This is a genomic window from Thalassotalea marina, assembly GCF_014656435.1.
Taxonomy (GTDB): Bacteria; Pseudomonadota; Gammaproteobacteria; order Enterobacterales; family Alteromonadaceae; genus Thalassotalea_C; species Thalassotalea_C marina.
Window position 1 is genome coordinate 172,123 of sequence record NZ_BNCK01000003.1, and the last position, 22,191, is coordinate 194,313.

At 41.6% G+C, this 22,191-nt stretch carries 17 protein-coding genes; 9 read left to right on the forward strand and 8 right to left on the reverse strand.

Features of this window, described 5'->3' with window-relative positions:
• Positions 1-13 precede the first annotated feature (13 nt).
• Genes IE199_RS07255 through IE199_RS07275 form a run of 5 tightly spaced genes read right to left on the reverse strand, consistent with a single transcriptional unit; the run spans position 14 to position 6,439 of the window.
• Positions 14-934, reverse strand: coding sequence for a glycosyltransferase (locus IE199_RS07255; protein ID WP_189768694.1), 921 nt, complete (start codon positions 932-934; stop codon positions 14-16).
• On the reverse strand, positions 921-2,060 hold the full coding sequence (locus IE199_RS07260) for a glycosyltransferase (RefSeq protein WP_189768696.1): 1,140 nt from the start codon (positions 2,058-2,060) through the stop codon (positions 921-923). Before IE199_RS07260 ends, IE199_RS07255 begins: the two co-directional genes overlap by 14 nt.
• On the reverse strand, positions 2,060-3,922 hold the full coding sequence (asnB, locus tag IE199_RS07265) for an asparagine synthase (glutamine-hydrolyzing) (RefSeq protein WP_189768698.1): 1,863 nt from the start codon (positions 3,920-3,922) through the stop codon (positions 2,060-2,062). Before asnB ends, IE199_RS07260 begins: the two co-directional genes overlap by 1 nt.
• A 1-nt stretch (position 3,923) precedes the next feature.
• On the reverse strand, positions 3,924-5,171 hold the full coding sequence (locus tag IE199_RS07270; protein WP_189768700.1) for an O-antigen ligase family protein: 1,248 nt from the start codon (positions 5,169-5,171) through the stop codon (positions 3,924-3,926).
• Positions 5,168-6,439, reverse strand: a complete 1,272-nt coding sequence (locus IE199_RS07275) for an oligosaccharide flippase family protein (RefSeq protein ID WP_189768702.1) — start codon at positions 6,437-6,439, stop codon at positions 5,168-5,170. The genes IE199_RS07270 and IE199_RS07275 overlap by 4 nt, the downstream gene beginning before the upstream one ends.
• Before the next feature lie 272 nt (positions 6,440-6,711).
• On the opposite strand from IE199_RS07275, the gene IE199_RS07280 reads away from it, so the two are divergent.
• From IE199_RS07280 to IE199_RS07305, 6 genes are all read left to right on the forward strand, one after another.
• Positions 6,712-8,421: a heparinase II/III family protein gene (locus IE199_RS07280; protein ID WP_189768704.1), complete on the forward strand. Its 1,710-nt coding sequence runs from the start codon at positions 6,712-6,714 to the stop codon at positions 8,419-8,421.
• Complete coding sequence (locus IE199_RS07285; RefSeq protein ID WP_189768706.1) at positions 8,418-9,644, forward strand: glycosyltransferase family 4 protein; 1,227 nt, start codon at positions 8,418-8,420, stop codon at positions 9,642-9,644. The genes IE199_RS07280 and IE199_RS07285 overlap by 4 nt, the downstream gene beginning before the upstream one ends.
• On the forward strand, positions 9,637-10,236 hold the full coding sequence (locus IE199_RS07290; protein ID WP_189768708.1) for a sugar transferase: 600 nt from the start codon (positions 9,637-9,639) through the stop codon (positions 10,234-10,236). Before IE199_RS07285 ends, IE199_RS07290 begins: the two co-directional genes overlap by 8 nt.
• Entirely contained in the window at positions 10,229-10,858 is a 630-nt protein-coding gene (locus tag IE199_RS07295) for an acetyltransferase (RefSeq protein ID WP_189768710.1), read from the forward strand. Before IE199_RS07290 ends, IE199_RS07295 begins: the two co-directional genes overlap by 8 nt.
• 16 nt (positions 10,859-10,874) lie before the next feature.
• On the forward strand, positions 10,875-12,059 hold the full coding sequence (locus IE199_RS07300; RefSeq protein ID WP_189768712.1) for a DegT/DnrJ/EryC1/StrS family aminotransferase: 1,185 nt from the start codon (positions 10,875-10,877) through the stop codon (positions 12,057-12,059).
• A 96-nt stretch (positions 12,060-12,155) separates the two neighbouring features.
• Entirely contained in the window at positions 12,156-14,096 is a 1,941-nt protein-coding gene (locus IE199_RS07305) for a polysaccharide biosynthesis protein (protein WP_189768714.1), read from the forward strand.
• Between the two features lie 2 nt (positions 14,097-14,098).
• On the opposite strand, the gene IE199_RS07310 is transcribed toward IE199_RS07305, so the two are convergent.
• Positions 14,099-15,184, reverse strand: coding sequence for an MltA domain-containing protein (locus tag IE199_RS07310; RefSeq protein ID WP_189768716.1), 1,086 nt, complete (start codon positions 15,182-15,184; stop codon positions 14,099-14,101).
• Positions 15,184-15,699, reverse strand: coding sequence for a glutathione peroxidase (locus tag IE199_RS07315; protein ID WP_229854628.1), 516 nt, complete (start codon positions 15,697-15,699; stop codon positions 15,184-15,186). The genes IE199_RS07310 and IE199_RS07315 overlap by 1 nt, the downstream gene beginning before the upstream one ends.
• A 153-nt stretch (positions 15,700-15,852) precedes the next feature.
• Between IE199_RS07315 and IE199_RS07320 the strand changes: the two genes are divergently transcribed.
• From IE199_RS07320 to IE199_RS07330, 3 genes are all read left to right on the forward strand, one after another.
• A complete protein-coding gene (locus IE199_RS07320; RefSeq protein WP_189768736.1) occupies positions 15,853-16,926 on the forward strand; it encodes a M28 family metallopeptidase in 1,074 nt (357 codons plus the stop codon).
• Positions 16,927-17,242: 316 nt separating this feature from the next.
• On the forward strand, positions 17,243-18,343 hold the full coding sequence (locus tag IE199_RS07325; protein WP_189768738.1) for an efflux RND transporter periplasmic adaptor subunit: 1,101 nt from the start codon (positions 17,243-17,245) through the stop codon (positions 18,341-18,343).
• Positions 18,343-21,411, forward strand: coding sequence for an efflux RND transporter permease subunit (locus tag IE199_RS07330; RefSeq protein ID WP_189768740.1), 3,069 nt, complete (start codon positions 18,343-18,345; stop codon positions 21,409-21,411). Before IE199_RS07325 ends, IE199_RS07330 begins: the two co-directional genes overlap by 1 nt.
• A 59-nt stretch (positions 21,412-21,470) precedes the next feature.
• On the opposite strand, the gene IE199_RS07335 is transcribed toward IE199_RS07330, so the two are convergent.
• The gene (locus IE199_RS07335; protein WP_189768743.1) at positions 21,471-22,187 is read right to left on the reverse strand and encodes a type 1 glutamine amidotransferase domain-containing protein; all 717 of its coding nucleotides are present in this window, start codon (positions 22,185-22,187) and stop codon (positions 21,471-21,473) included.
• Between the last annotated feature and the right edge of the window lie 4 nt (positions 22,188-22,191).

Sequence of the window (22,191 nt, forward strand, 5' to 3'; positions counted from 1 at the left end):
AAAATTTATTCTATTAGCGATTTAACAACGTTTGGTAAAAGGTCAGATATTGCTCAACACTAGATAGTTGCTGATGATATTGCACAGTTTCTAAGTGCAGCGCATCATCAATTTTTTGTAGAAAATCATTGCCATCTAAATAGCGATAAGTCATTACCCCATCAGCGCGCTCAACAACATCAGATGCTACAACAGGCACATTGAACATAGCTGCCTCACGTATCGCAACAGAGTCACCGTCTTTACTGGTGGGCCTTAAATACACATCAACTTCCGTTAACAGTTGCTTAAAATCAACAGCCGACGTTATATGGATTACCTCTGTGCTAGCAAACTGCGAAAATTCAGGGTAGGCATGACTCAAATCAACCACCACTAATTGATAACACTCTACTAACTGAGGTAACACGCTTAATACAAAGGGCACACCATAAATTGGTTGCCCTGAAAAGCTATTCCCATGTTGTGCGTACAGCAACAGCCTAGGTTTTTCTTTGACCTTGGGCAGCAAACAAGTATTACTGGTATTGTGATTAAGCCCTTCTTGAAGCAAGGAGCTTACTTTTAGCAACGGCAGTGTTTTTAAACTGGGAGCTTGAATTAAAATATTATCGTTTAATATCACAGCGCCATCAGATAGTTTTAACGTTTGACGATTAAACCAATTATTTTCATCAAAATGCATTCCGTGTATGGTAAAAACCACGCGTTTAGCAAATATTTTTGCCAACACTGCCAAAAGAAAACGTTTCTTGGCGTCGTAGGCATGAATGTGTGCAATATCGTAGCGCCGAGTTAAGCCAGAAAATAAAAAGCCCACCTCAACTTTTCTAGACACTAGGGCAAGAAAAAGATTTTCTACACTGATAGTCACCCCACCGATAGGTGGTGGTAAACGACCTAACATCAATAGCGCTAATTTACCTTGCTTCATCACCGCCCCTATGCAGCAATAATTGCAAATAACTGTCGGCCGCTTGGCTGATATCAAATAACTGCTCGCGCGCTTGTTTTGCACCTTGCTGCCACGCTACTTTTTGCTCGGTAGAAGCCTCAACAAAGCTTTTAATCGCGTTAGCTATTGAGACAGGCTCGTTGACATCAAATAACACGCCGGGCTTAAATTGTTCCATCACCCAAGGTTGGTCACCAATATTGCCAAGTAGCAATGGTAGCTGATATTCACAAGCTTCAATAACCACGTTAGAAAACCCTTCAATTTTTGACGGATGGATCAACGCATCAGCGTGTTGATAAAACGGTTCTACCGATTGGCTTTCACCGTGAAACACCAAGTGTTGTTGTAAATTGTGCTGTGTCAGTAATTGTTGCACCCGCTTAAACACCACATCATTGTTGCCATGTCGAAAAATTTTACCGACCCAATCAACACGTGGTGGTATTCCCCAAGTATTTTTATAATGCACTAAGGCTTTAGCTAAATTTTCATAGTTTTTATAATCCACCACCCGAGCTACCGTTAATAGGCGTGGAGGTGTTTCACTTTGCGACTTAGCCTGTTTAGCTTGTTTAACCCCCAAACCATTGTAGATAGTTTTCAGTTTAGGCTGCATCCAAGGAAAATATTGCAGCATTTCTTGGTGCTGGAAGTGATTATTGGTGACGATAAAATCACATATACGGTGATTTTGTTGGACTAACTTAAACACCAGCGATTGCTTTTCATGTTCAAAATAATTTAATCGTTCTGAAAATACTACTGTCGATTTTGGCGCACCTTTTAAACGAGCCAATAAGTAACCCCATTCCATATACACAGCAGGGTTACGTAAAAATGCTAATATTCCTGTATACCTGTGTTTACTTATTAAGGATGCCAACTGAAACACTGGTTTGATTGAAAAGCGATGCGTCTTTTTTGAATAGAACACGTTAACGCCAGCAGCTTTAACATCTTGCTCAAAATGATTCAGTTCAGGAAAATAGCTGAACAAATCCACTTGATGACCACGCTGCACCATCTGCTTGGCAATCGACACCAACTGACGTTGCGCACCACCGGATCCTAAACAATCAATTACGAGTAAAATTCTGGCCATTATTTTTTCCAATATTTCTCAACACACCAGTTCAGCAGCTGCAAATACACCCAAAGTTGGCCACTCCAGTCAAACTGTTGGTTTTGATGCTGATGCCAATAACGCAAATATTTTGCATGATCAACAAAGGGCAAAACCTGCTGGAGTTGTTTATTGGCAATAAGTTGCTGAGCCCATGGCTTGAGCTCTTGGGTTAGCCAATATTTCAGAGGTACCGCGAACCCCCGTTTTGGACGCTCAACAATTGCAGGGTCGATAAACTGATAAAGCAACTCACGCAAAGGCCATTTACCTAAGCCCTGTTGCACTAACTCGCCAGTTGATAACGATTGACTATAATGCACAATATCATTGGCTAAAAATGGCACCCTAATTTCCAAAGCATGTGCCATCGAAGCACGGTCGACCTTAGTTAATATTGCGTCGGGCAGATAACACAAGGCATCTGTTGTCATTAATTGCCTTAGCTCATCTGGTTGTTCAACATTATTTGCTAATAAATTTGCCTGCGTAATATCTTGCTGCCAATCGTAACTGGTGCTGTATCGATAAAGAGACGCTAGCGTTGAGCAAGAGTAATAACCCAGTGCCCGGCGAGCCTTTTCACACTGACTTACCGCCAAATTACTTGACCGTAAAACAGGCTCAAAAGCGCGATAAAGCCCAGCAGTTAATCCCTTGCTCATCTTTGGCCATTGCTTTATTTTGTGCCAACGTTTAAGTGTTGTGTGATAACGACTGTAACCGGCAAACAACTCGTCACCTGCATCCCCTGATAACGCCACCGTGACATGTTCACGTGTTTTTTGACACAACAAGTAAGTTGCCAACTGTGACGCATCAGCAAAAGGTTCGTCGTAGGTGTGCACCATATTGGGCAATACATCAAGCATGTCACGCTGGGTAAAGGTATGCACATGATGGTCAATCCCCAACACACTAGCGACTTCACAGGCATAAACTGATTCGTCGAACTCTTTTTCTTCAAAGCCAATGGTATGGGCTGACACGTTTTTGCCTAAGGCTTTTTTCGTGATGGCACAAATTAAACTTGAATCTATGCCGCCCGATAAAAATGCCCCTACCGGCACATCTGCATCTAAACGCTGCTCGACACTAGCCACTAACAAATCATGTATTGACCTGTCTGGCTGTTGTTCAGGCGGTAAATTTTGTTGGAAATTATAATACTCTGTGGTGCTCAGCTGGTAAGCATCTTCACCTAACGAAAGGGTTAAGTAATGGCCTGGTAGTAACTTAAATACTTGCTGATAAATGCAATATGGCGCGGGAATATAACTAAAGTTTAGATATAAATTTACTGCTAGCGGGTCAATATTCAGCGGCGCAGTGACGCCTTGTTCAACTCCTTTTAGTTCAGAGGCAAACACACATTCAACGCCATCATTAAAATAATATAACGGCTTTTCACCTAAACGATCACGAGCAATGATCAGTTGTTTATTTGATTTTTGCCAAAGAGCAAAGGCGAACATTCCATCAATACGCGTTAAGGTTTTATCAACACCCCAATTAACTAAACACGCCAATAATACTTCGGTATCACTGTGCCCAGTAAATTGTTGTCCTTGCTGCTCTAAACTGCTTCTTAGCGCTCGGTAATTGTAAATTTCACCATTAAAAACTAACACATATTGCCCACATGCAGATTGCATCGGCTGATGGCCATCTGCTGACAGATCATGAATGGCCAGACGATTATGCCCTAAGGTAATACCATGATCTTGCCATACACCTTGGCTGTCAGGACCACGCGATTTAGTTGCGGCTAACATCTGCTTTACTCGAGGTAAAACATGATCAAGTTGGCGATATGAAACAATGCCGGCTAAACCACACATATCAGACTAATCCTAATCGTTGTTTTCTTTGTGCCATACACAAAAAGCCTAAAGAAAGACCGAGTAAAAAGTTATGAAACCGCAATAACTCAACGTTATGGGTCACCATACAATCGAGGGAAAAAATAAAGAAATAGAAAAAACTAAATCTGGCATGAAGGTCTTTTTTTGCTAGTGCAAACGACTGGTAAAACACATAACAAACAAAGGCTAAAAACAACACAAAGGCAACAATACCCGCATCACCAAATTTCAACAAATAGCTATTATGCACACCTTGTGCATGACCGCCATTGACCGCCGCTGTCGCGCCTTGCATCGAATGTAATGCACCTAATCCGTTACCAATAACTGGACTATTGGCAATTTCATTTAACCCAAGCAACCATAAATCGCCACGTGACGATTTAACCGATTCTGTTTCCGGTACAAACGCCAAAATATTTAAAAATTGTTCAATCCTCTGTGCTTGTGTGCCATCAAACAAGGCAATAATGTCAGCTCTAAATATCACCAAGAGTAAAGAAACCGTCAGAAACAGTATTAACAGACGGACAAAACTGGTCGACAAACGCCCTTTAAATAGCTGATTTAACATAAAAATGACAAAAACCATAAACAGCACAGCTTTAGAAAATGTCAAAATCGCCATGACGATAAAAAATGTCGACAAAAGCAGTGCGGTGCTTTTTTGTCTTACGTACACTAATGTCACTGCTAACCCAATAGCGGCGATAATACCTGCTTCATTTGGGTTACCAAACAAACCAGCACCACGCTGATTATCGACAACTATTTGACCACTTACGTTAAGTACATGACCAAAGGGAATAAAAAAGCTCGCAACAAAAGCAAAAATTAACAGCCACTTTAGTGGCTCAATTTTTACGCTATAACAACAAGATACGGCATAATAACCGGCCAAGGTGATCAGCAGTCCCGTTGAATATCGAAACAACAAGCCAGGTACAGAGCTGGTAAGCGTGTTGTCAGTAAATAACACCGCAATACCACCGATAACTAAATAGGCGACAAGTGACATAAGGTAAAAAAGTAGCGCCCTAGACAGTGTAACGTTTTGCTGGAACCCAATGATTGCCAGTGCAAAGGCAGACAAAAGTAATAAGGGAGAAAACAGCTGATTGATGCCCAACAGCATCACACCAACACCATTTAGATTTAATAGACAAATGGCCATTAAAAGTAGCACTAAACCGCTAATAGCAAGGCGATCAATTGCCGACATCATGAAATACGACCCGCCTTTGATGACGACACTAAAATACCTTGTCGTTTGGCGATGAGATAAAACAGCACATTTTCTAATACCACAGCCACGGCGGTGGATATGGCCGCGCCTTCAATCCCCCAAATGGGCACTAACACATAGTTGCCTAGGGTATTTATCGCCAAAGTAACGGCTGACCAATACAGTACTTGTTTTTCTTTACCCACAATGGTGAGCATCACACCTATGGGCCCAAAGGCGACATTAATTAATTGAGCTGTTGCTAAAATTAAGGTTGCTTGATTTGCCGCGATAAACTCTTGCCCCCAAACCGCCATGATGTAGCCACCTGCCAAATACAACACCAACACCACAGGCACAGCCAAACTCAGCGCCAATAAACGAGTTTTAATAATTAACGTATTTAACTGCTCGACCTTACCTTGGCGATACAAAGTGGCAAATTGCGCCATAACCAAAGAGGTAGCAATCACTAAACCAAATTGCACTAACGAAGAAAGTTTCAGCGCAACGTTATAGTAAGCCAGTTGTTCAATAGGTAAAAATTGGTTCACCATAATACTGTCGATACTGGTATTTAGCGTGGTTGTACCAAAGATCAAAATAAAAGGGAGCCCGTGTTTAAATCGCTCAACTAACGACTTGATACTACATTGGGCATGATACAAAAAGTGTTGCCTTAATGTACTCACAGACAATAGGGTAACCAGTGTTGAAACCAATAAATACCACCATAAAACTTGTTCGGTGGTTTGCGTCAGTTGGCTTAATGCAATACCTAACAACACCAGTAAAAAAAGTAAGTTAAAAGGCACACTTTCCAAGAAATTGGCCAAGGTCACCCTTTCTTTTGCTCTAAGAGCTGTCACTACAATAGTTTGTACCGCACGGGTCAATAACACTGCCGTTAAACAGGCTAAAAACAGAGTACTAGAAACCGTTGATGGGATATTAATCAGGCCAAAATCGTAAAACAAAAGTAAAAATAGCCCGGCGATTATGCTTAAAACGGCACTTAATATTACTGCGTCAAATAAAGCTAAACCTTGGGCTTTAGCGGTAGATGACTCTTCACTTAATTCTTTGAGTAACACGCGATCTTGGCCACCACGCGTAAACAACAACAATAAGTTAAGCCAAGTAATAAAGAGGGTATAAATGCCCAGTGTTGCTGCACCATAAAAATTAGACAGCACAACGCTTATCACAAAACCAAAGATAAGTGATGATGATTTAACACTTGTATTGATGAAAAACAGCAGCTTCATAACACTGTTCTAATTGTTGTTATTCTTCATTGTAACGCAGCGAAAAAGCACTTAAATGAAAGTATTAGACATTGCCTGACCATGATTTGTATTCTTATTGTTAGTCATTTTGCATTAACCTCGGTACTATAGTTTTATATAACAACACCTAAACACCTATAATGCAAAGGTTATTCGCGCGGATCAAAACATACTACCAATTAGGGTTTTTCAACATACTTAACGTGGCGCTTTATCGGATAAAGCTTAAACGTAAGTTTTTTGTAAGCTCAATGCCGATTCAGTCTCCGCCATCACATGAGGTTCAATATTTTAATGCGCCTGAACATCAACAAATAAGCGATGTTCAAGTCCCTGAGCTAAAGGCATTTGGCTGGCTTCCAGTAAATACAGATACTCCACCCAACTGGCTTGCTTCAATTACCAATAAACAAGTCATTAAAAACAACCAACACCATTGGTCAACCCTCAGCGATTTTGACTTAGACATTGGCGATGTAAAAACGGTTTGGGAACATTCTCGATTTAATTGGTTATTCCCGTTTGTTCTCAAGTTTTTAAAAGATGGTGATAAATGCCAGCTTGATAAACTAAATCAATGGCTTAACAACTGGGCCAAGGTTAACCCTACTCATCAAGGTGTAAACTGGAAATGTGGCCAAGAAGCATCTATTCGTGTCATTCATTTAGTGGCGACACATCGTTTATTGTGGCGAGATTCCCCCGCCAGTGAAGCACTGGCAATACTTATTTATCAACATTTGCTGCGCATCGCGCCAACCATGAGTTATGCCATCGCCCAAGACAATAATCACGGCACGAGTGAAGCGGCAGCACTGTTTGTTGGCACCTTGTTGTTACAACAATCAGCCAACAAAAATAAATATCCAGCATTAGCTAATTGGTTAACATTAGCACGAGATACCATTGAAAACCGATGTACCAAGCTCATCGCATCAGATGGCTGTTTTAGTCAAAATTCAACTAATTATCATAGGTTGATGTTAGACACGCTAAGTTTTTGTGAATATATCCGGCAAGTTTATCAAAACCCGGCATTTAGTGATCATTGCTATAAAAAACTGCAACTTGCTACAACTTGGCTTGCCAAGGTCGCCAATCAAGCTGACGGACAAAGTGCCATGTTAGGGCTAAATGATGGCGCTCAGTTGTTACCGGTAACATGCTGTGACTACCTTGATGTTAGACCGAGTGTGCAGTGGGCCTGTCAGCTGTTTTTAGGTAAATTATTGTATCCCGCCGATGCTACTGTGGATCAACTAAGCACCTTGTTCCCTGCGCAAAATCATGCTCGGGCCGTTAAAGCAACTTTACCTTTAACGATGAACTCAGATTATCATAGTATTGAAGCACCCCCATGGCGTGTATATTTGCGCACTCCAACCAATAAATTTAGACCGTCACAATGTGATGCACTCCACCTCGATGTTTGGCACAACAATAACAATTTGCTGCTAAGTTCTGGCAGTTATAGCTATAACGATAAAAAGTGGCAGCACTATTTTCCTAGCACATTGGCACATAACACCGTTTGTTTTGACGACGATGAACAAATGAGCAAACTGTCGCGTTTTTTATATCGTGACTGGCTCAAAGTTCAAGTGCATCAACACACAGATCAGCGGTTATCTGCCAGCTACCTTGATAGCAAAAAGCGACAACACCTGAGAAAAATTGAAGTAAAAGACCAGTCATTGCTCATTCAAGATACCGTGAAAGGCTTTAAAAACAATGCTGTACTGCGTTTTCATTTACCAAAAGATGATTGGCAACTTACCGATAACAAACTGGTGTCTGCGCAGTATATGATTAACGTTAACGCTGATATTGCGCTCAAAAAAATAGCACTTGTTGAGGGCTGGCAGTCACGTTACTATCAAAATAAAACACCTATTTGGGTATTAGAGGTTACGGTAATTAAGCAGGGAACTATTTCTACTGAATTGACGGCAAGACTATGAAGTTTCTCTATTTTCATCAACACTTTTCAACACCTGAGGGCGCAACAGGCATTCGCTCATATGAAATGGCCAAAGCCATGGTGGCAAAAGGCCATAAGGTCACTATGGTTTGTGGCAGCTATCAAGGTGGAAATACCGGATTAAAACAGCCCTTTATTAACGGCCAGCGACGAGGTCATGTTGATGGTATTGAGGTGATAGAATTTGAACTCAATTACGCCAATGCTCAATCGTTTTCACAGCGCAGTTTAACATTTTTAAAATTTGCCTATCGCAGTGTAAAAATCAGTTTAACCCATGACTATGATGCAATTTTTGCCACCACAACCCCACTGACCGCAGCTATACCTGGCATTATCGCCCGTTGGTTTAAAGGCAAAACCTTTATTTTTGAAGTCCGTGACTTATGGCCCGAATTGCCCAAAGCAATGGGCGTAATTAAAAACCCGGTAGTGCTTTTAATGATGTCAGTATTGGAATGGTTAGCTTATAAATCTGCTCACGGACATATTGGCTTAGCACCTGGCATAGTCACGGGCATCACAAAACACCTAAGCCAGCAAAACAAGGTGGCGTTAATTCCCAATGGTTGCGATTTATCAATTTTTGCAAACACCAATGAAGCCATTAACATCAAAGGAATTAACGATGATGACTTTGTCGCCGTGTTTTCCGGTACTCACGGTAAAGCCAATGGTTTGCATGCACTGTTACCAGTTGCCCAATACTTGCAAAAGCACCAGTATCAGCAGATTAAAATATTATTGATTGGTCAAGGGCAATTAAAAGCAGAGTTAATTGAGCAAGCTAAGCAACTGTCGTTAAACAATATTATTTTCCATGATGCTGTTGATAAACATACCTTAGCCAAGATCTTGCAACGTGCCGACGTTGGCTTACAAATATTAGCGAACATTCCCGCATTTTATTACGGCACTTCACCCAATAAATTTTTTGATTATTTATCTGCCGGACTTCCTGTCGTCAACAATTACCCCGGTTGGGTCGCCGAGCTTATCGAACAGTATCAATGTGGTATTGCCGTTGCCCCCGAACACAGTGAAGCCCTGGCGTCAGCTTTAATTGAGTTAGCACAAAACCCGACACAAAAGCAGAAGTTCGGGCAAAATGCACAGCGTCTAGCGCAGCGTAAATTTAACCGTGAAGATCTCGCCAAACAGTGGGTTGAATACGTGGAACAGGTAGTGGCAACTCATGATTAAACGCCTTTTTGACTTTGTGGTCGCATTAGCCTTGTTGATTATGTTATCTCCCATTATCGCTTTTGTCGCATGGAAAGTGGCAAAAAACTTGGGAAAACCTGTGTTGTTTACTCAGCCCAGACCAGGGTTAAACGGCCAGGTGTTTAATATGTATAAGTTTCGCTCTATGCGTGATGCAATAGATGATTTAGGTAATCCTTTACCCGATAGCGAACGCTTAACACCATTTGGTAAAAAACTTAGAGCGTCCAGTTTGGATGAATTACCAGGTTTATGGAATGTATTAAAAGGAGATATGAGCTTGGTTGGCCCTAGGCCACTGTTAGTAGAATATTTGCCCTTATATTCCGACGAACAAGCCAAACGGCACAATGTCAGACCGGGCATCACAGGCTGGGCACAAATTAATGGCAGAAATGCTATCGACTGGCAAAGTAAATTCCGTTTAGATGTATGGTATGTCGAGCATCAATCATTTTACTTGGATTTAAAAATACTTTTTCTTACTGTCAAAAAAGTGTTTACTAAAGCTGATATAAACGCTAAAGATGAAGTAACAACAAGCAAATTTACAGGAAATCATCATGAGTAAATTATTAATTATCGGCGCAGGTGGTCACGGGAAAGTGATCGCTGATTGTGCAGAAGCAAGTTGCCAGTTTTCGGAAATAGCCTTTCTAGATGATAGCCACCCTGAACGCGACACAAATCTCGCTTGGCCAATTATTGATAAGTCATCTGCCTGGAAAATTTACAAAGAAGAATATGATTTTGCCTTGGCACTTGGCCACAACAAAAGTCGCTTAGCTATGTACAAAGCATTACAAGACTCGAATGCAAGAATGCCTAATATTGTGCATCCACGCGCGGTGGTCAGTAAACATGTATCACTTGGTGCTGCTAACGTTATATTTGCTGGCGCAGTAGTAAACCCAGGTGTTTCCATCGGTAATGCTTGCATCATTAATACCGGAGCAACGGTTGATCACGATTGTACTTTAGGTGACGCTATTCACATCTCACCTGGAGCGAACCTAGCAGGCACAGTATCTGTAGGCGATTTAACTTGGTTTGGTGTTGGCAGCTGCTCAGTACAAAGCATCGACATTGCATTTAACACACAAGTTGGCGCTGGCGCTGCTGTTACTAATTCTACGCAAGCAAGTGGCTTGTATGTTGGTGTTCCAGCGAAACGCATTAAAGATATCGATTAAACATTAAGGGTGGTGTGTGCTAAATACTGAATTTGCTCCTTGGCCAAGCTTTACTCAAGAAGAAGCTGATGCCGTATCACGAGTACTCCTGTCTAATAAAGTTAACTATTGGACAGGTCAAGAGGGCCGACAATTTGAACAGGAATTTGCCCAATTCAGTGACTGTAAGTATGCCATAGCGGTTGCTAATGGCACACTGGCGCTCGATTTAGCACTACATAGCTTGGGTATTTCGGCGGGGGACGAAGTGATCGTTACCTCTCGTACCTTTATCGCCTCAGCAAGCTGCATTATTAATGCTGGTGCAACCCCGGTTTTTGCCGATGTAGACTTAGACAGCCAAAATATTAGTGCGCAAACCATTGCGCCAAAAATCACAGCCAAAACAAAAGCGATTATTTGTGTACACCTCGCTGGATGGCCCTGTGATATGGACGATATTATGGCGTTAGCTAATAAACACAATTTGTTTGTTATTGAAGATTGCGCTCAAGCTCATGGCGCAACATACAAAGGCCGATCAGTTGGCAGCATAGGGCATGTTGGTGCATGGTCATTCTGCCAAGATAAAATCATGAGTACTGGTGGTGAAGGTGGCATGTTAACCACCAATGACGAAACCATTTGGCGTGATGCTTGGGCTTTTAAAGATCATGGTAAGTCATACGCTGCCGTTTATGAAAAGCAACACCCACCCGGCTACCGTTGGCTGCATGAATCGTTTGGTACTAACTGGCGTTTAACAGAAATGCAATCTTGCATTGGTCGCATCCAACTTAAACGTATGGCTGATTGGCAGGCAAAACGTAAACAACATGCACACGCTATTTTAAACGCTTGCAAGCCTTATCACTTTGTCTATGTGCCAGATACACCTGACGATATAGAACACGCTTATTACAAATGTTACGTTTTTATTAGGCCAGCGTTACTGCCTAAACAATGGCAAAGAGACGATATTATTAACTCTTTTAATGAAATGGGCGTACCTTGTTATTCCGGCAGTTGTTCAGAAGTTTATTTGGAAAAGGCCTTTGAAAATACGCCTTATAAGCCAAAAGCTGCGTTACCCAATGCCAAGTTGCTCGGCGACACTAGTTTGATGTTCCTTGTTCACCCAACATTAACTTCTCAAGATATATCAAAAACTTGTGACGTAATTACACAAATTTTTAACAAAATAGCAGACAGTGTCGAATAAACTGGTATGATAAATTCAATGTAACAAATTGTGTCAAATAATTCGGCGAGTTATCTGCACCCCATCGTGTGGTGGGTTGTTTTTATAGGGGGCTAGATGATCAGAAAAATAGACTTGATCCCAAGTTCAGCAAAATTGTTTTTTGCCCTTTGTTATGATTTTAGCGCTATTGGACTCGCCTTTTTCCTCGCTTATTTTTTGCGTCTTGGTGCAAGCCATCTAGACATTACGACAGCAGAATTGTCGGTATTTACTTTTGTGCTATTAGGCACCATGTTGATGTTTTATTGTCTTGGCACCTATCGCACCGTTGTCAGGTATTTTAGTGCCAAAGAAACGTTAAAGGTTGTTGGCATATTACTCGTCTCTTGCGTACTTTTTTATATCGCAGGCCATTTTTTCAACGCCTTTGTGCCCCGCTCTGTCCCTATCGTATTTTTTGCCATAGCTGCACTGTTAGTCGGTGGTGCTAGAGCGGCATTTGCACTCATCACCAATGATAAGTGGTTTGATGAACGAGAACCTGTTGTAATTTACGGAGCAGGTAATACCGGACGCCAGCTGGCACTTACCCTAATCAACGGTAATAAATATCAACCCATTGGCTTTGTTGATGAAAAAAGCCGTTATCATGGCCGTGAATTGATAGGCTTAAAAATCTATCCATTAACTCATGTCGAAAAGCTAGTCACACGTTATGGCCAGTTTAAAGTATTACTGGCTATCGAAAATGTCAGTAAAAAGCGCCTGCAAGAAATTTTAGCCACCATTGAACCACACGCTTTAGAACTGCTTGCCGTGCCAGATATGGCCGATATTGTTTCTGGCAAACGAAAAATTGACCAACTGAGGGAAGTGTCAGTTGATGAGTTATTAGGGCGTGAACCTGTTGCCCCTATACCCGAGTTACTCAGCAGCAATATTAAAGATAAAGTGGTTATGGTTTCAGGTGCGGGGGGCTCAATCGGCAAAGAACTTTGCCGACAAATTATCCTACAGCACCCTAGTAAACTGGTATTACTTGACGTTAGTGAAGCGTTTTTATACGAAATTCATCAAGAGCTGAGCCATTTTCTCAACGAACTTAACAGCGATATTCCACTCATTCCCTTAATTGGTAACGTGCAAAATGGCATATTGATGACCACAATTTTCCATACTCACCAAGTACAAACGATATACCATGCAGCGGCATACAAACACGTGCCCTTAGTGGAAAACAATGTGATTGCGGGTATTTCAAACAATGTACTTGGCACCTATGAAATAGCACAAGCAGCCATTTATTGTGATGTCGAAACGTTTGTGTTGATTTCGACCGACAAAGCCGTTAGACCAACCAATGTCATGGGCGCGACAAAACGATTGGCAGAGTTGGTATTACAATCACTGGCGCCGCGCGATCACAATACACGTTTTGTTATGGTGCGCTTTGGTAATGTACTTGGCTCCTCTGGCTCTGTTGTCCCCCTGTTTAAGCGCCAAATCAAAGCAGGTGGACCGATCACCATTACGCACCCAGATATTATTCGTTACTTTATGACCATCCCAGAAGCTGCACAATTGGTTATTCAAGCGGGGGCGATGGGCAAAGGTGGCGACGTATTTGTGCTGGATATGGGCAAACCAGTTAAAATCGTTGATTTGGCTTACAATATGACACATCTGATGGGGTTAACCATTAAAGATGATAATAACCCAGATGGCGACATTGAAATTCACTATACGGGTCTTAGGCCAGGTGAAAAATTATATGAAGAATTGCTGATTGACGATCACGCACAAGCTACCAAACATCAACGTATTATGACGGCCAATGAACGTGCATTAAGCTGGCCTGATGTCAGTAAAATCCTCAATGCGATTAATGACGCAATGCGCGCTGAAGATACCGTTACCCTGCGTAAAATACTAATGGAAGCGCCACTAGAATACCGCCCAGAGAATGAAACAACTAATCAAGCAACCAATCAAGCAAATAAGGTTGAACCGTCTACCAGTGACAACGAACAAGCCGCTTTAGTCAGTAGCTGTTAGCTTTATTTACTGTCGGCTTTTTTTAGTAACAGCCAAGCCTTTGCATAATCAGGGAAATGTTTATTGGCTTGAAAATAGTCTTTCCAGCCAAAGTAACTGCTTTTTAACCAATCAAGCTGGAACAAATTATTATCAAATGCACCACCTTGATCGGCTAATACACCCAAATGCACACTAGGTGTTTTACTTGTTTCAAACTGGATCAAAAATAGCTTACCCAAACCAAGCTGTTTAACATTGCCAGCAAACGCGACATCTGCAGCAATAGGAATTTTATTTTCAATATCAGTGCCATAACCTAAAACGCCTTCAACTTCAGCAAAATACCAATATCTGGCCTGCTCAGTTTTACCTAACGTATAGTCATAATTGATACCGTTATTGCGATGTACATTAAAGTATCGTCGTTTGCCGTTAACGTCTAATACTCCCGTACCTTGCAATAGTACGTCATGTAACGCCTGCTCACTGATCCACACCAGTGGTTTTGCTAGTTTTTGTTTATTTAATACGCCGCCAATTATTTGCTGGCGTGTATATTTAAATCGTGTCAGGTGATCTTTTTGTTGCAGCGCTTGTTCAATTGTTAAACCTTGCTCGTCAAACGGCAGTGCATACAAGGCTTGATTAAACTCTTTTGTTTGCACTTCACTGCCTTTTAACAGCTTTGAGTAGTACTTAGTTAAAAAGATTTGCTGTTCAGGGATTTGCGTTAACAAGCGTTTCTTTACTTGATTATCGCTAGCCTTAGCCAACTTATTGGCCTGTGTTTTGTCAGGTAGCCAATGATAAAAATCAAAATGTTGTTTTAAGCCATCAAGGGTCAATGACTGCAGAGGCATTTGGCAAACATAGCTTAAGGTTTTTTTCACTCGTGCCAGTGTCGCTTGTTCGATCACTTGATTGCCAGCATGCACGGCAAATGAATCTTCAGGGTATTGTTGCATATAGGCAACCGTATTTTTTGCGACTTGGCAAAGTGCTTGGCTATCTACTGAAAAACTACCGTGTAAATTAGGGGACTTATCAAGAACAAACTGTGCTTGAGTACTAAAGCTCAAGCACAGTAAAAGGTATAAATATTTCATTAAGTATTGTTGTTCATCAGTGCTTCAATAGCCTGAATAAACTCTTCAGAATCTGGGTCAACTTTTGGACTGAATACTTGCACATTTTGTCCGTCGCCGTCGACTAAATATTTATAAAAATTCCACTTTGGCGAAGAAGATTTTTCTGCCAAGTGTTTAAACACACTGTTGGCGTCACTGCCCCTTACCGCACTTGTTGATAACATGGTAAAGGTTACGCCGTAGTTAACGTAACACACCTTGGCTGTCTCTTTTTCATCATCCTCTTCTTGGAAAAAGTCATCTGATGGGAATCCAATAACCACCAAACCTTTGTCGCGATATTTCTTATGAATCGCTTCAAGTTGTTTAAAATGTGGGGTGAAGCCACAGTTACTGGCAGTGTTAACAATTAACACAGGTTTACCTTGAGTTAATTCACATAAATCTACTTGTTTTGACGAATGCAGCTTTTGTTTAGTGACTTGCAAATAACTAGGGCAAGCGCCTTGCTCTGTGGCATTGGCATTCGCCATAGATGATAGAGTAATGGTGGCACATAACGCCAGCCAAGATAAAAATTTCATCGTGTTAAATCCTCTTGAAATACTTAGTTAAAATTTACGCTGCTCAGCACGAAAAAGATCAAGTACAATGGGCTAAAATAACATCAATAAAGAGCGCTATTCATGAAGAAAAAACTTGCACTTGCTTTACTATCTGCCCTGAGCATAAATTACTCTGCTTATGCTGGCAACAATGAACCATCAGAGGTTTATCAATATCTACAACAGCTTGCGGTACCTGAAAAAGGCATTGGCGCTCGAGAAGCAGGCACAAAAGAGGAACAGCGCACCGCTGATTTTATTGCTAAGGAATTAGAAAAATTTGGCTTAGCTGTCACTTATCAACCTTTTGTTTTTGGTAAAAATTCACTTAAATCCACCAACATTATTGCCGATTCAAATCCAAAAGCGAGCAAGACAATTATATTGGGCGCTCACTACGACTCTACGGGGGCTGAAAAAGGGTCTTTAGGTGCCATAGATAACGGCGCAGGTGTAGCTGCAATGTTGGCGATTGCCAAGAAAATGGGCAGCACATCAAACCAAGATATCAACTTTCGCTACATTGCTTTTGGCGCAGAAGAAACCGGGTTAGAAGGCTCTCGTTATTATGTTAAACAACTAAAAGCGTCACCTGATGAGCTTGCCAATATTAAAGCGATGATCAATTTTGATACTATTGCTGGTGGCGATATTGTTTATGTTCATAGTGCACATACGAAACCTTATCGTTGTGCGAGCAAAGAGTTCCCGTACAACAGCGATACTAGCATCAGAAATGCGCTATTGAGTGCTTCAACTAAAGTGTTAGGTGAAAAAGACCAATACACAGTGCACCCTGCCTACCCAGGCTACCCTGAGGGAGTTACAGGTTCTTGGTCTGATCACGCACCGTTCGCTTGTGCTGGAATTCCAATTGCTTACGTTGAAGCAACTAACTTTACCATTAACGGTGAAGAAGGCTACGATGGCTATTCACAAACCACGAACCCGACCACATGGAGTTGTTTTGATAGTAAAAATCTTTCTGCCTGTGACCGCAAAGACGAAAAACACTGGGGCAAAATTTGGCACACTAAATTTGATAACCTAGAGACGTTAAACCAAATGTTTCCTGGCCGCATTGAACAGCAACTTGATCAAACCGTTGCGGTGTTTGATGAGCTGTTTAGCAACATTAATAAATACATGAAATAATTGACCATAAAAAATGGGATTCATATGCAAATTAGCCTGCAAGCAAGTTGTTAGTAATCCCGTTAACATTTTGTAAAATCAGTAATTTAACGTGCTTTCTAAGCGAGCTGACGAAAGCACGTTGCAACATCTCACACGCTAGTGCACTCTTTATTCTGGATAAAACTAACTCAGCAGTTTTATTGCATTGTTAAACCTTATCGTGTTTAAGTAATAAAACTCATTGTATGCAGGTCTACTCCAGCAAGAATAAACAGGAATTTTTGTTAAGTTAGCATACACTTTTGTTAACGGAATATAGAGTATCTCAATCATCATGAAAAATTTTCACCAGCAGTTCATTGCTACCGTCGCCGTTTGTTTATCGTTTGCTTTTTTTGTTCCGCACAGTGATGCAAGGCAAGGCTTTCCAGCCAATGTCAATGTGACTGAGGTGAAAGAAACTCAATTATCTCCTGTTGCTTGGGTAACGGGTACCGTGGTCAGCCGAAACAATTCGCAAATTGCCGCTGAAGTGTCAGGGCGACTGATCATGCTTGCCGATTTAGGCGCTCATGTTGAAAAGGGACAAGTCATTGCAAAACTAGACCCTCAACCGTTAACGCTGCAATTACATGAAGCTCAAGCCAATACAGAAAGCGCAAAAGCGACCGCAGCATTCCAAGAATCAGAAGTAAAAAGAAAAAAAGCACTCGTCGATAAAAAATTAATTGCCGAACAATCACTAGAAGAAACGATATCTTCTTACCAAAGAGCAAAAGCCAACTTAGCCGCTGAACAAGCAAAATTGGCACAAATTAAACAAGACCTTGCTTACACAGAATTAAAAGCCCCTTTTGAAGGTATTGTTGCTCAGCGCTTGCGTAACCAAGGGGAGTTTGTCAATAACGGCAATGCCATCATTCGTTTGGTAGAAACGGCCAATGTTGAAGCCTCTTTATTTGCACCATTAACCGCATACCGCTTTTTACAACAAAGCGACGACTTATTAATTAAATCACCACTTGGTGAAAACAGAGCTCCCATTAAAACCATTATTCCAGTTGCTGATACACGTTCACATTTAATGGAAGTCAGGCTGGACATGTCAGCAATTGACTGGCCAATTGGTTTAGATATTAAAGCCGCTGTAGCTAACGGCGCTAGCAAACAAGTAACCGCAGTGCCACGAGACGCCTTAGTGCTAAGACGCAATGCGACCAGTATTTTTATAATCGACGCAGAGAATAAAGCTAAACAGATCCCAGTGACGATTGGCATTAGCGAAGGACAATTAGTCGAAGTGCAAGGCGATGTTCGCCCTGGTCAATTAGTTGTTATTAGAGGCGCTGAGCGATTACAGCCTGGTCAGGCGGTCAACATCAAACAGAATAACCAAGCCTTGGTTTCTGGCAGCGACTCAGCAGGTAATCGATAATGACGCTAACTACCGCATCACTGAGAAATCCCACAGCCGTTGTCGTCGCGGTATTACTTATTGCCCTATTTGGTGCAATCAGTTTATTTAAGCTTCCCATACAATTAACACCTGACATCAGCCAGCCACAAATTGTTATCTCTACCAGCTGGCGTGCCGCCGCTCCTGAAGAAATAGAAGCAGAAATTATCGAACGTCAAGAAGATGTACTAAAGGGCTTACAAGGCTTAGAGCTACTTGAGTCTGCATCAAATCAAGGACGTGGTAGCATTACTTTACGTTACAAAACCGGCGTTAACCTTGAACGTGCATTAATTGATGTCATGAATGCACTGAACCAAGTCCCCAATTACCCACCTGATGCCACTGAGCCAGTGATTGCTGTTGGTGGTGCCAGCACTTTTGAAGCGATTGCATGGTTTGCGTTAAAGCCGACTGAGGGCAATACCCGTGACATAGTGTCATACCAAGATTACGTGGAAGAAGTTATTCAAACCCGTTTAGAACGTGTTGAAGGCATTTCTCAAACCAATGCATTTGGTGGCCTACCAACAGAATTACGCATTACCTTTGATCCCTATAAAGCGGCAACACTGGGGTTAAACATTCCTTTTATCGCCAGTACCTTAGCGCAAAATAATGATACTTCCGGTGGCTTTAATGATATTGGTCGACGTAAATATACGCTTCGCTTTTCCGGTAAATACGGGGTTGAACAATTACAAAACATGGTATTGGATTGGCGAGATGGACAGCCAATTTTACTTAAAGATGTTGCCAATGTAGAACTAACCTTAGCCGATCGTGTTGGCATTCTCACCTTAGACGGCGAGCCAGCAATCGCAATGAACGCGCAAGTTGAGCAAGGTGTTAATGTGATGCAGGTGATGGAAGGTTTGCAAGCCGCCATGACCGAATTAAATGAAGGACCACTTAAACGCGCCAATTTAAAGCTTATTCAAATGTACGATGAAACCATCTACATTGGCCGCTCAATGAGTTTGGTACAAAACAACCTGATGTTGGGTATCTTCTTAGCGGTCATCGTACTTTGGTGGTTTTTAAGAAAATTCCGCGCAACTTTAATTGTTGGTTTATCAATTCCCATTTCATTGATTGTCACTTTAGTGGTGATGTACAGTACCGGTCGCACGTTAAATATTATTTCCATGGCAGGTTTAGCCTTTGCCGTAGGTATGGTGTTAGATGCCGCAATTGTGGTGCTTGAAAACATTGTTCGGCTGCGAGAAAAAGGCGAAAATTCACACGATGCATCACTAAAAGGTACAACCCAAGTTTGGGGTGCACTGATGTCATCAACTGCAACCACGGTTGCCATCTTTTTACCTATCGTTTTTCTGGAAGAAGTATCAGGACAATTGTTTGCGGATCTCGCCATCACCATAGCTGTTGCTATTGTGGCTTCGCTATTAATCGCAGTCACAGTATTACCAACAGCAGCGCGAAGATTATTAAAAGAAATCAACTCAGACGATCCACATGAACACTGGTGGAACAATATCACCAATGGTGTAATGCGTATTACCTCTACGCCGACCAAACGTTATGCATGGGTATTTGGATTAATGTTGTTTTCATTTGTTGGCAGTTATTTATTGTTTCCCAAAGTAGATTATTTACCTAAGGGCAATCAAAACTCTTTTAACGCCTTTTTACTGCCACCGCCTGGGCAAAGCTATCAAGCGGCACGCGTAGAAATGAGCGACGAAATCAACCGTCGATTAATGCCGTATTTGCAAGGTGAAAAACAGCCGAAAATAGAACATTCATGGTTGGGCTTTTTTGGCAATTTTGGTTTTATGGGTGGCCGTGCAGAAGACGCCGACCACATCAAAGATATTGTCAACGTCATTAATGGTGAAGTATTAGCTGGCTTCCCAGATACCATAGCTTTTGCTTCTCAAGAAGAGCTGTTTGGTAATTTAGGTGGTGGCCGACGCATCGATATTGACATCCAAGGTAATGAAGTTGACCAATTATTAATGGCCGCCAGAGTTGGCTTTGGTGCTGTTTCTCAGGCGCTGCCCGGTGCACAAGTTCAACCAACCCCAGGTTTATCTTTAGCAGAGCCTGAGCTTAGAATGATCCCAGATGAACGCAGTGTGGCAGAAGCGGGGTGGACTCGCCAGCAAATGTCCTCTATCTCTCGCGCTTTAGGACAAGGCCTATATGTGGGTGACTATTTTAATGGTCAAAAACGTTTAGATGTATTTTTACGCTCAACCGATTGGGACTCTCCCGAGGAGTTAGCATCAATTCCATTGTTTACACCACAAGCAGGTGTGCAACCTGTAGGTGAATTAGTTGATGTAGTCAGAACCGCAGGACCTAGTTCAATCCGACGTGTTGATCGCAAACGTACAATTACTTTGCAGGTGACTCCACCTGATGAAGTGAGTTTAGAAGAAGCTATCAATAGAATTAAAGAACAAGCAGAGCCCGCTATTATGGCGCAATTATCAGAAGATGGCTCGGTGAGTTATCGAGGCTCAGCTAAGGCGTTAACAACCGCACTGGCCAATATGAGTCAAAGTTTTATTCTCGCTTTGATCATCTTGTACTTGTTAATGTCAGCGTTATTCCGCTCATTCAAAGACAGCTTATTAGTTGTGTTAACCATTCCACTGGCAACCGTTGGTGGCTTTGCGTTATTACAAATGACTAACTTCGTTATATTCCAACCGCTAGATTTATTAACCATGATAGGTTTTGTTATCTTGCTAGGTTTAGTGGTTAACAATGCAATTTTATTGGTGTACCAAACGCGAATTGGTGAAAGTGAAGGCCTTTCTCGACATGATGCTGTTCAACAAGCCGTAAGATTAAGGTTACGTCCTATTTTAATGAGTACCTTAACCAGTATTTGTGGCATGTTGCCTCTGTTAGTGATCCCAGGTGCGGGTGCAGAGCTATACCGCGGTATTGCGGCTGTAATTGTTGGTGGTATGAGTGTTAGTACAGTATTTACCTTGATATTTTTACCGAGTTTATTGCAAATGGGTAAAACAAGATCTGTGCATAACAATGAATTTGCACCCGCGAAATAAGTGCATGTATAGAATAGGATAAAGAAAGCCTGCTGCTATCAGGCTTCTTTTACTGAGGTTTATTTATCTAGCAAAAGTTCGATCAAACGTTTAGCCACTGGCAAAGCCGATTTAGGGTTTTGCCCAGTTAAAATACCTTGATCAAAAACGACATATGGCTCATCGGGCGCAGCAAATGAAAAGTAAGCGCCTTGAGCTTTAAATTTATCTTCCAATAAAAACGGGTAGTTTTCTCTCGGCCAACTACCTTCCTCGGCATTTGATTTTGCCGTCATCTTAAGACCTTCAACCAAGTATTTACCTTGCTCATTTTTAATATCAACAAACGCGGCAGGACCGTGACAAACAGCGGAAATAATTTTGTTTTGTGCTAAAAAACTTAACGATAAACGTTTTAGCTCAGCATGTTGAGCTAAGTCGAACATTGGGCCTGATCCACCTGGCACGTAAAAGGCAACATAATCGTCAGCCCGCACGTCGACTAGCGGCTTTGGTGTTTTAATATTAGTTGTTGATAACATGCCTTGATAAATCGCTTTTTCTTGTTCGGAAAGTCGGTTTAGAGCAGCAGGAAATCCTTCACTCCCTCCTGGGCTAGCAAACTCAATATCAAAACCGTGCTTTTTAATATGCTCAAAGGGGGCGACGACTTCTGGTAAATAATAACCATGTTTATCGGCAGACAAAATGAATAACACTTTATCATTAGCCCAACTGGCATGAATAAAGCCAGTTGTGAATAAGAGTACGATAATAAAAAGTTTAATGGTGTGCATCTAT

Excerpts from the sequence above, each read along its gene's own strand:
- IE199_RS07335 (WP_189768743.1), bottom strand. The coding sequence starts at position 22,187 with ATGCACACCATTAAACTTTTTATTATCGTACTCTTATTCACAACTGGC.
- IE199_RS07290 (WP_189768708.1), top strand. The coding sequence starts at position 9,637 with ATGATTAAACGCCTTTTTGACTTTGTGGTCGCATTAGCCTTGTTGATT.
- IE199_RS07310 (WP_189768716.1), bottom strand. The coding sequence starts at position 15,184 with ATGAAATATTTATACCTTTTACTGTGCTTGAGCTTTAGTACTCAAGCA.
- IE199_RS07315 (WP_229854628.1), bottom strand. The coding sequence starts at position 15,699 with ATGGCGAATGCCAATGCCACAGAGCAAGGCGCTTGCCCTAGTTATTTG.
- IE199_RS07255 (WP_189768694.1), bottom strand. The coding sequence starts at position 934 with ATGAAGCAAGGTAAATTAGCGCTATTGATGTTAGGTCGTTTACCACCA.
- IE199_RS07270 (WP_189768700.1), bottom strand. The coding sequence starts at position 5,171 with ATGATGTCGGCAATTGATCGCCTTGCTATTAGCGGTTTAGTGCTACTT.
- IE199_RS07260 (WP_189768696.1), bottom strand. The coding sequence starts at position 2,060 with ATGGCCAGAATTTTACTCGTAATTGATTGTTTAGGATCCGGTGGTGCG.
- IE199_RS07295 (WP_189768710.1), top strand. The coding sequence starts at position 10,229 with ATGAGTAAATTATTAATTATCGGCGCAGGTGGTCACGGGAAAGTGATC.
- IE199_RS07325 (WP_189768738.1), top strand. The coding sequence starts at position 17,243 with ATGAAAAATTTTCACCAGCAGTTCATTGCTACCGTCGCCGTTTGTTTA.
- IE199_RS07330 (WP_189768740.1), top strand. The coding sequence starts at position 18,343 with ATGACGCTAACTACCGCATCACTGAGAAATCCCACAGCCGTTGTCGTC.
- IE199_RS07305 (WP_189768714.1), top strand. The coding sequence starts at position 12,156 with ATGATCAGAAAAATAGACTTGATCCCAAGTTCAGCAAAATTGTTTTTT.
- asnB (WP_189768698.1), bottom strand. The coding sequence starts at position 3,922 with ATGTGTGGTTTAGCCGGCATTGTTTCATATCGCCAACTTGATCATGTT.
- IE199_RS07320 (WP_189768736.1), top strand. The coding sequence starts at position 15,853 with ATGAAGAAAAAACTTGCACTTGCTTTACTATCTGCCCTGAGCATAAAT.
- IE199_RS07280 (WP_189768704.1), top strand. The coding sequence starts at position 6,712 with ATGCCGATTCAGTCTCCGCCATCACATGAGGTTCAATATTTTAATGCG.
- IE199_RS07275 (WP_189768702.1), bottom strand. The coding sequence starts at position 6,439 with ATGAAGCTGCTGTTTTTCATCAATACAAGTGTTAAATCATCATCACTT.
- IE199_RS07285 (WP_189768706.1), top strand. The coding sequence starts at position 8,418 with ATGAAGTTTCTCTATTTTCATCAACACTTTTCAACACCTGAGGGCGCA.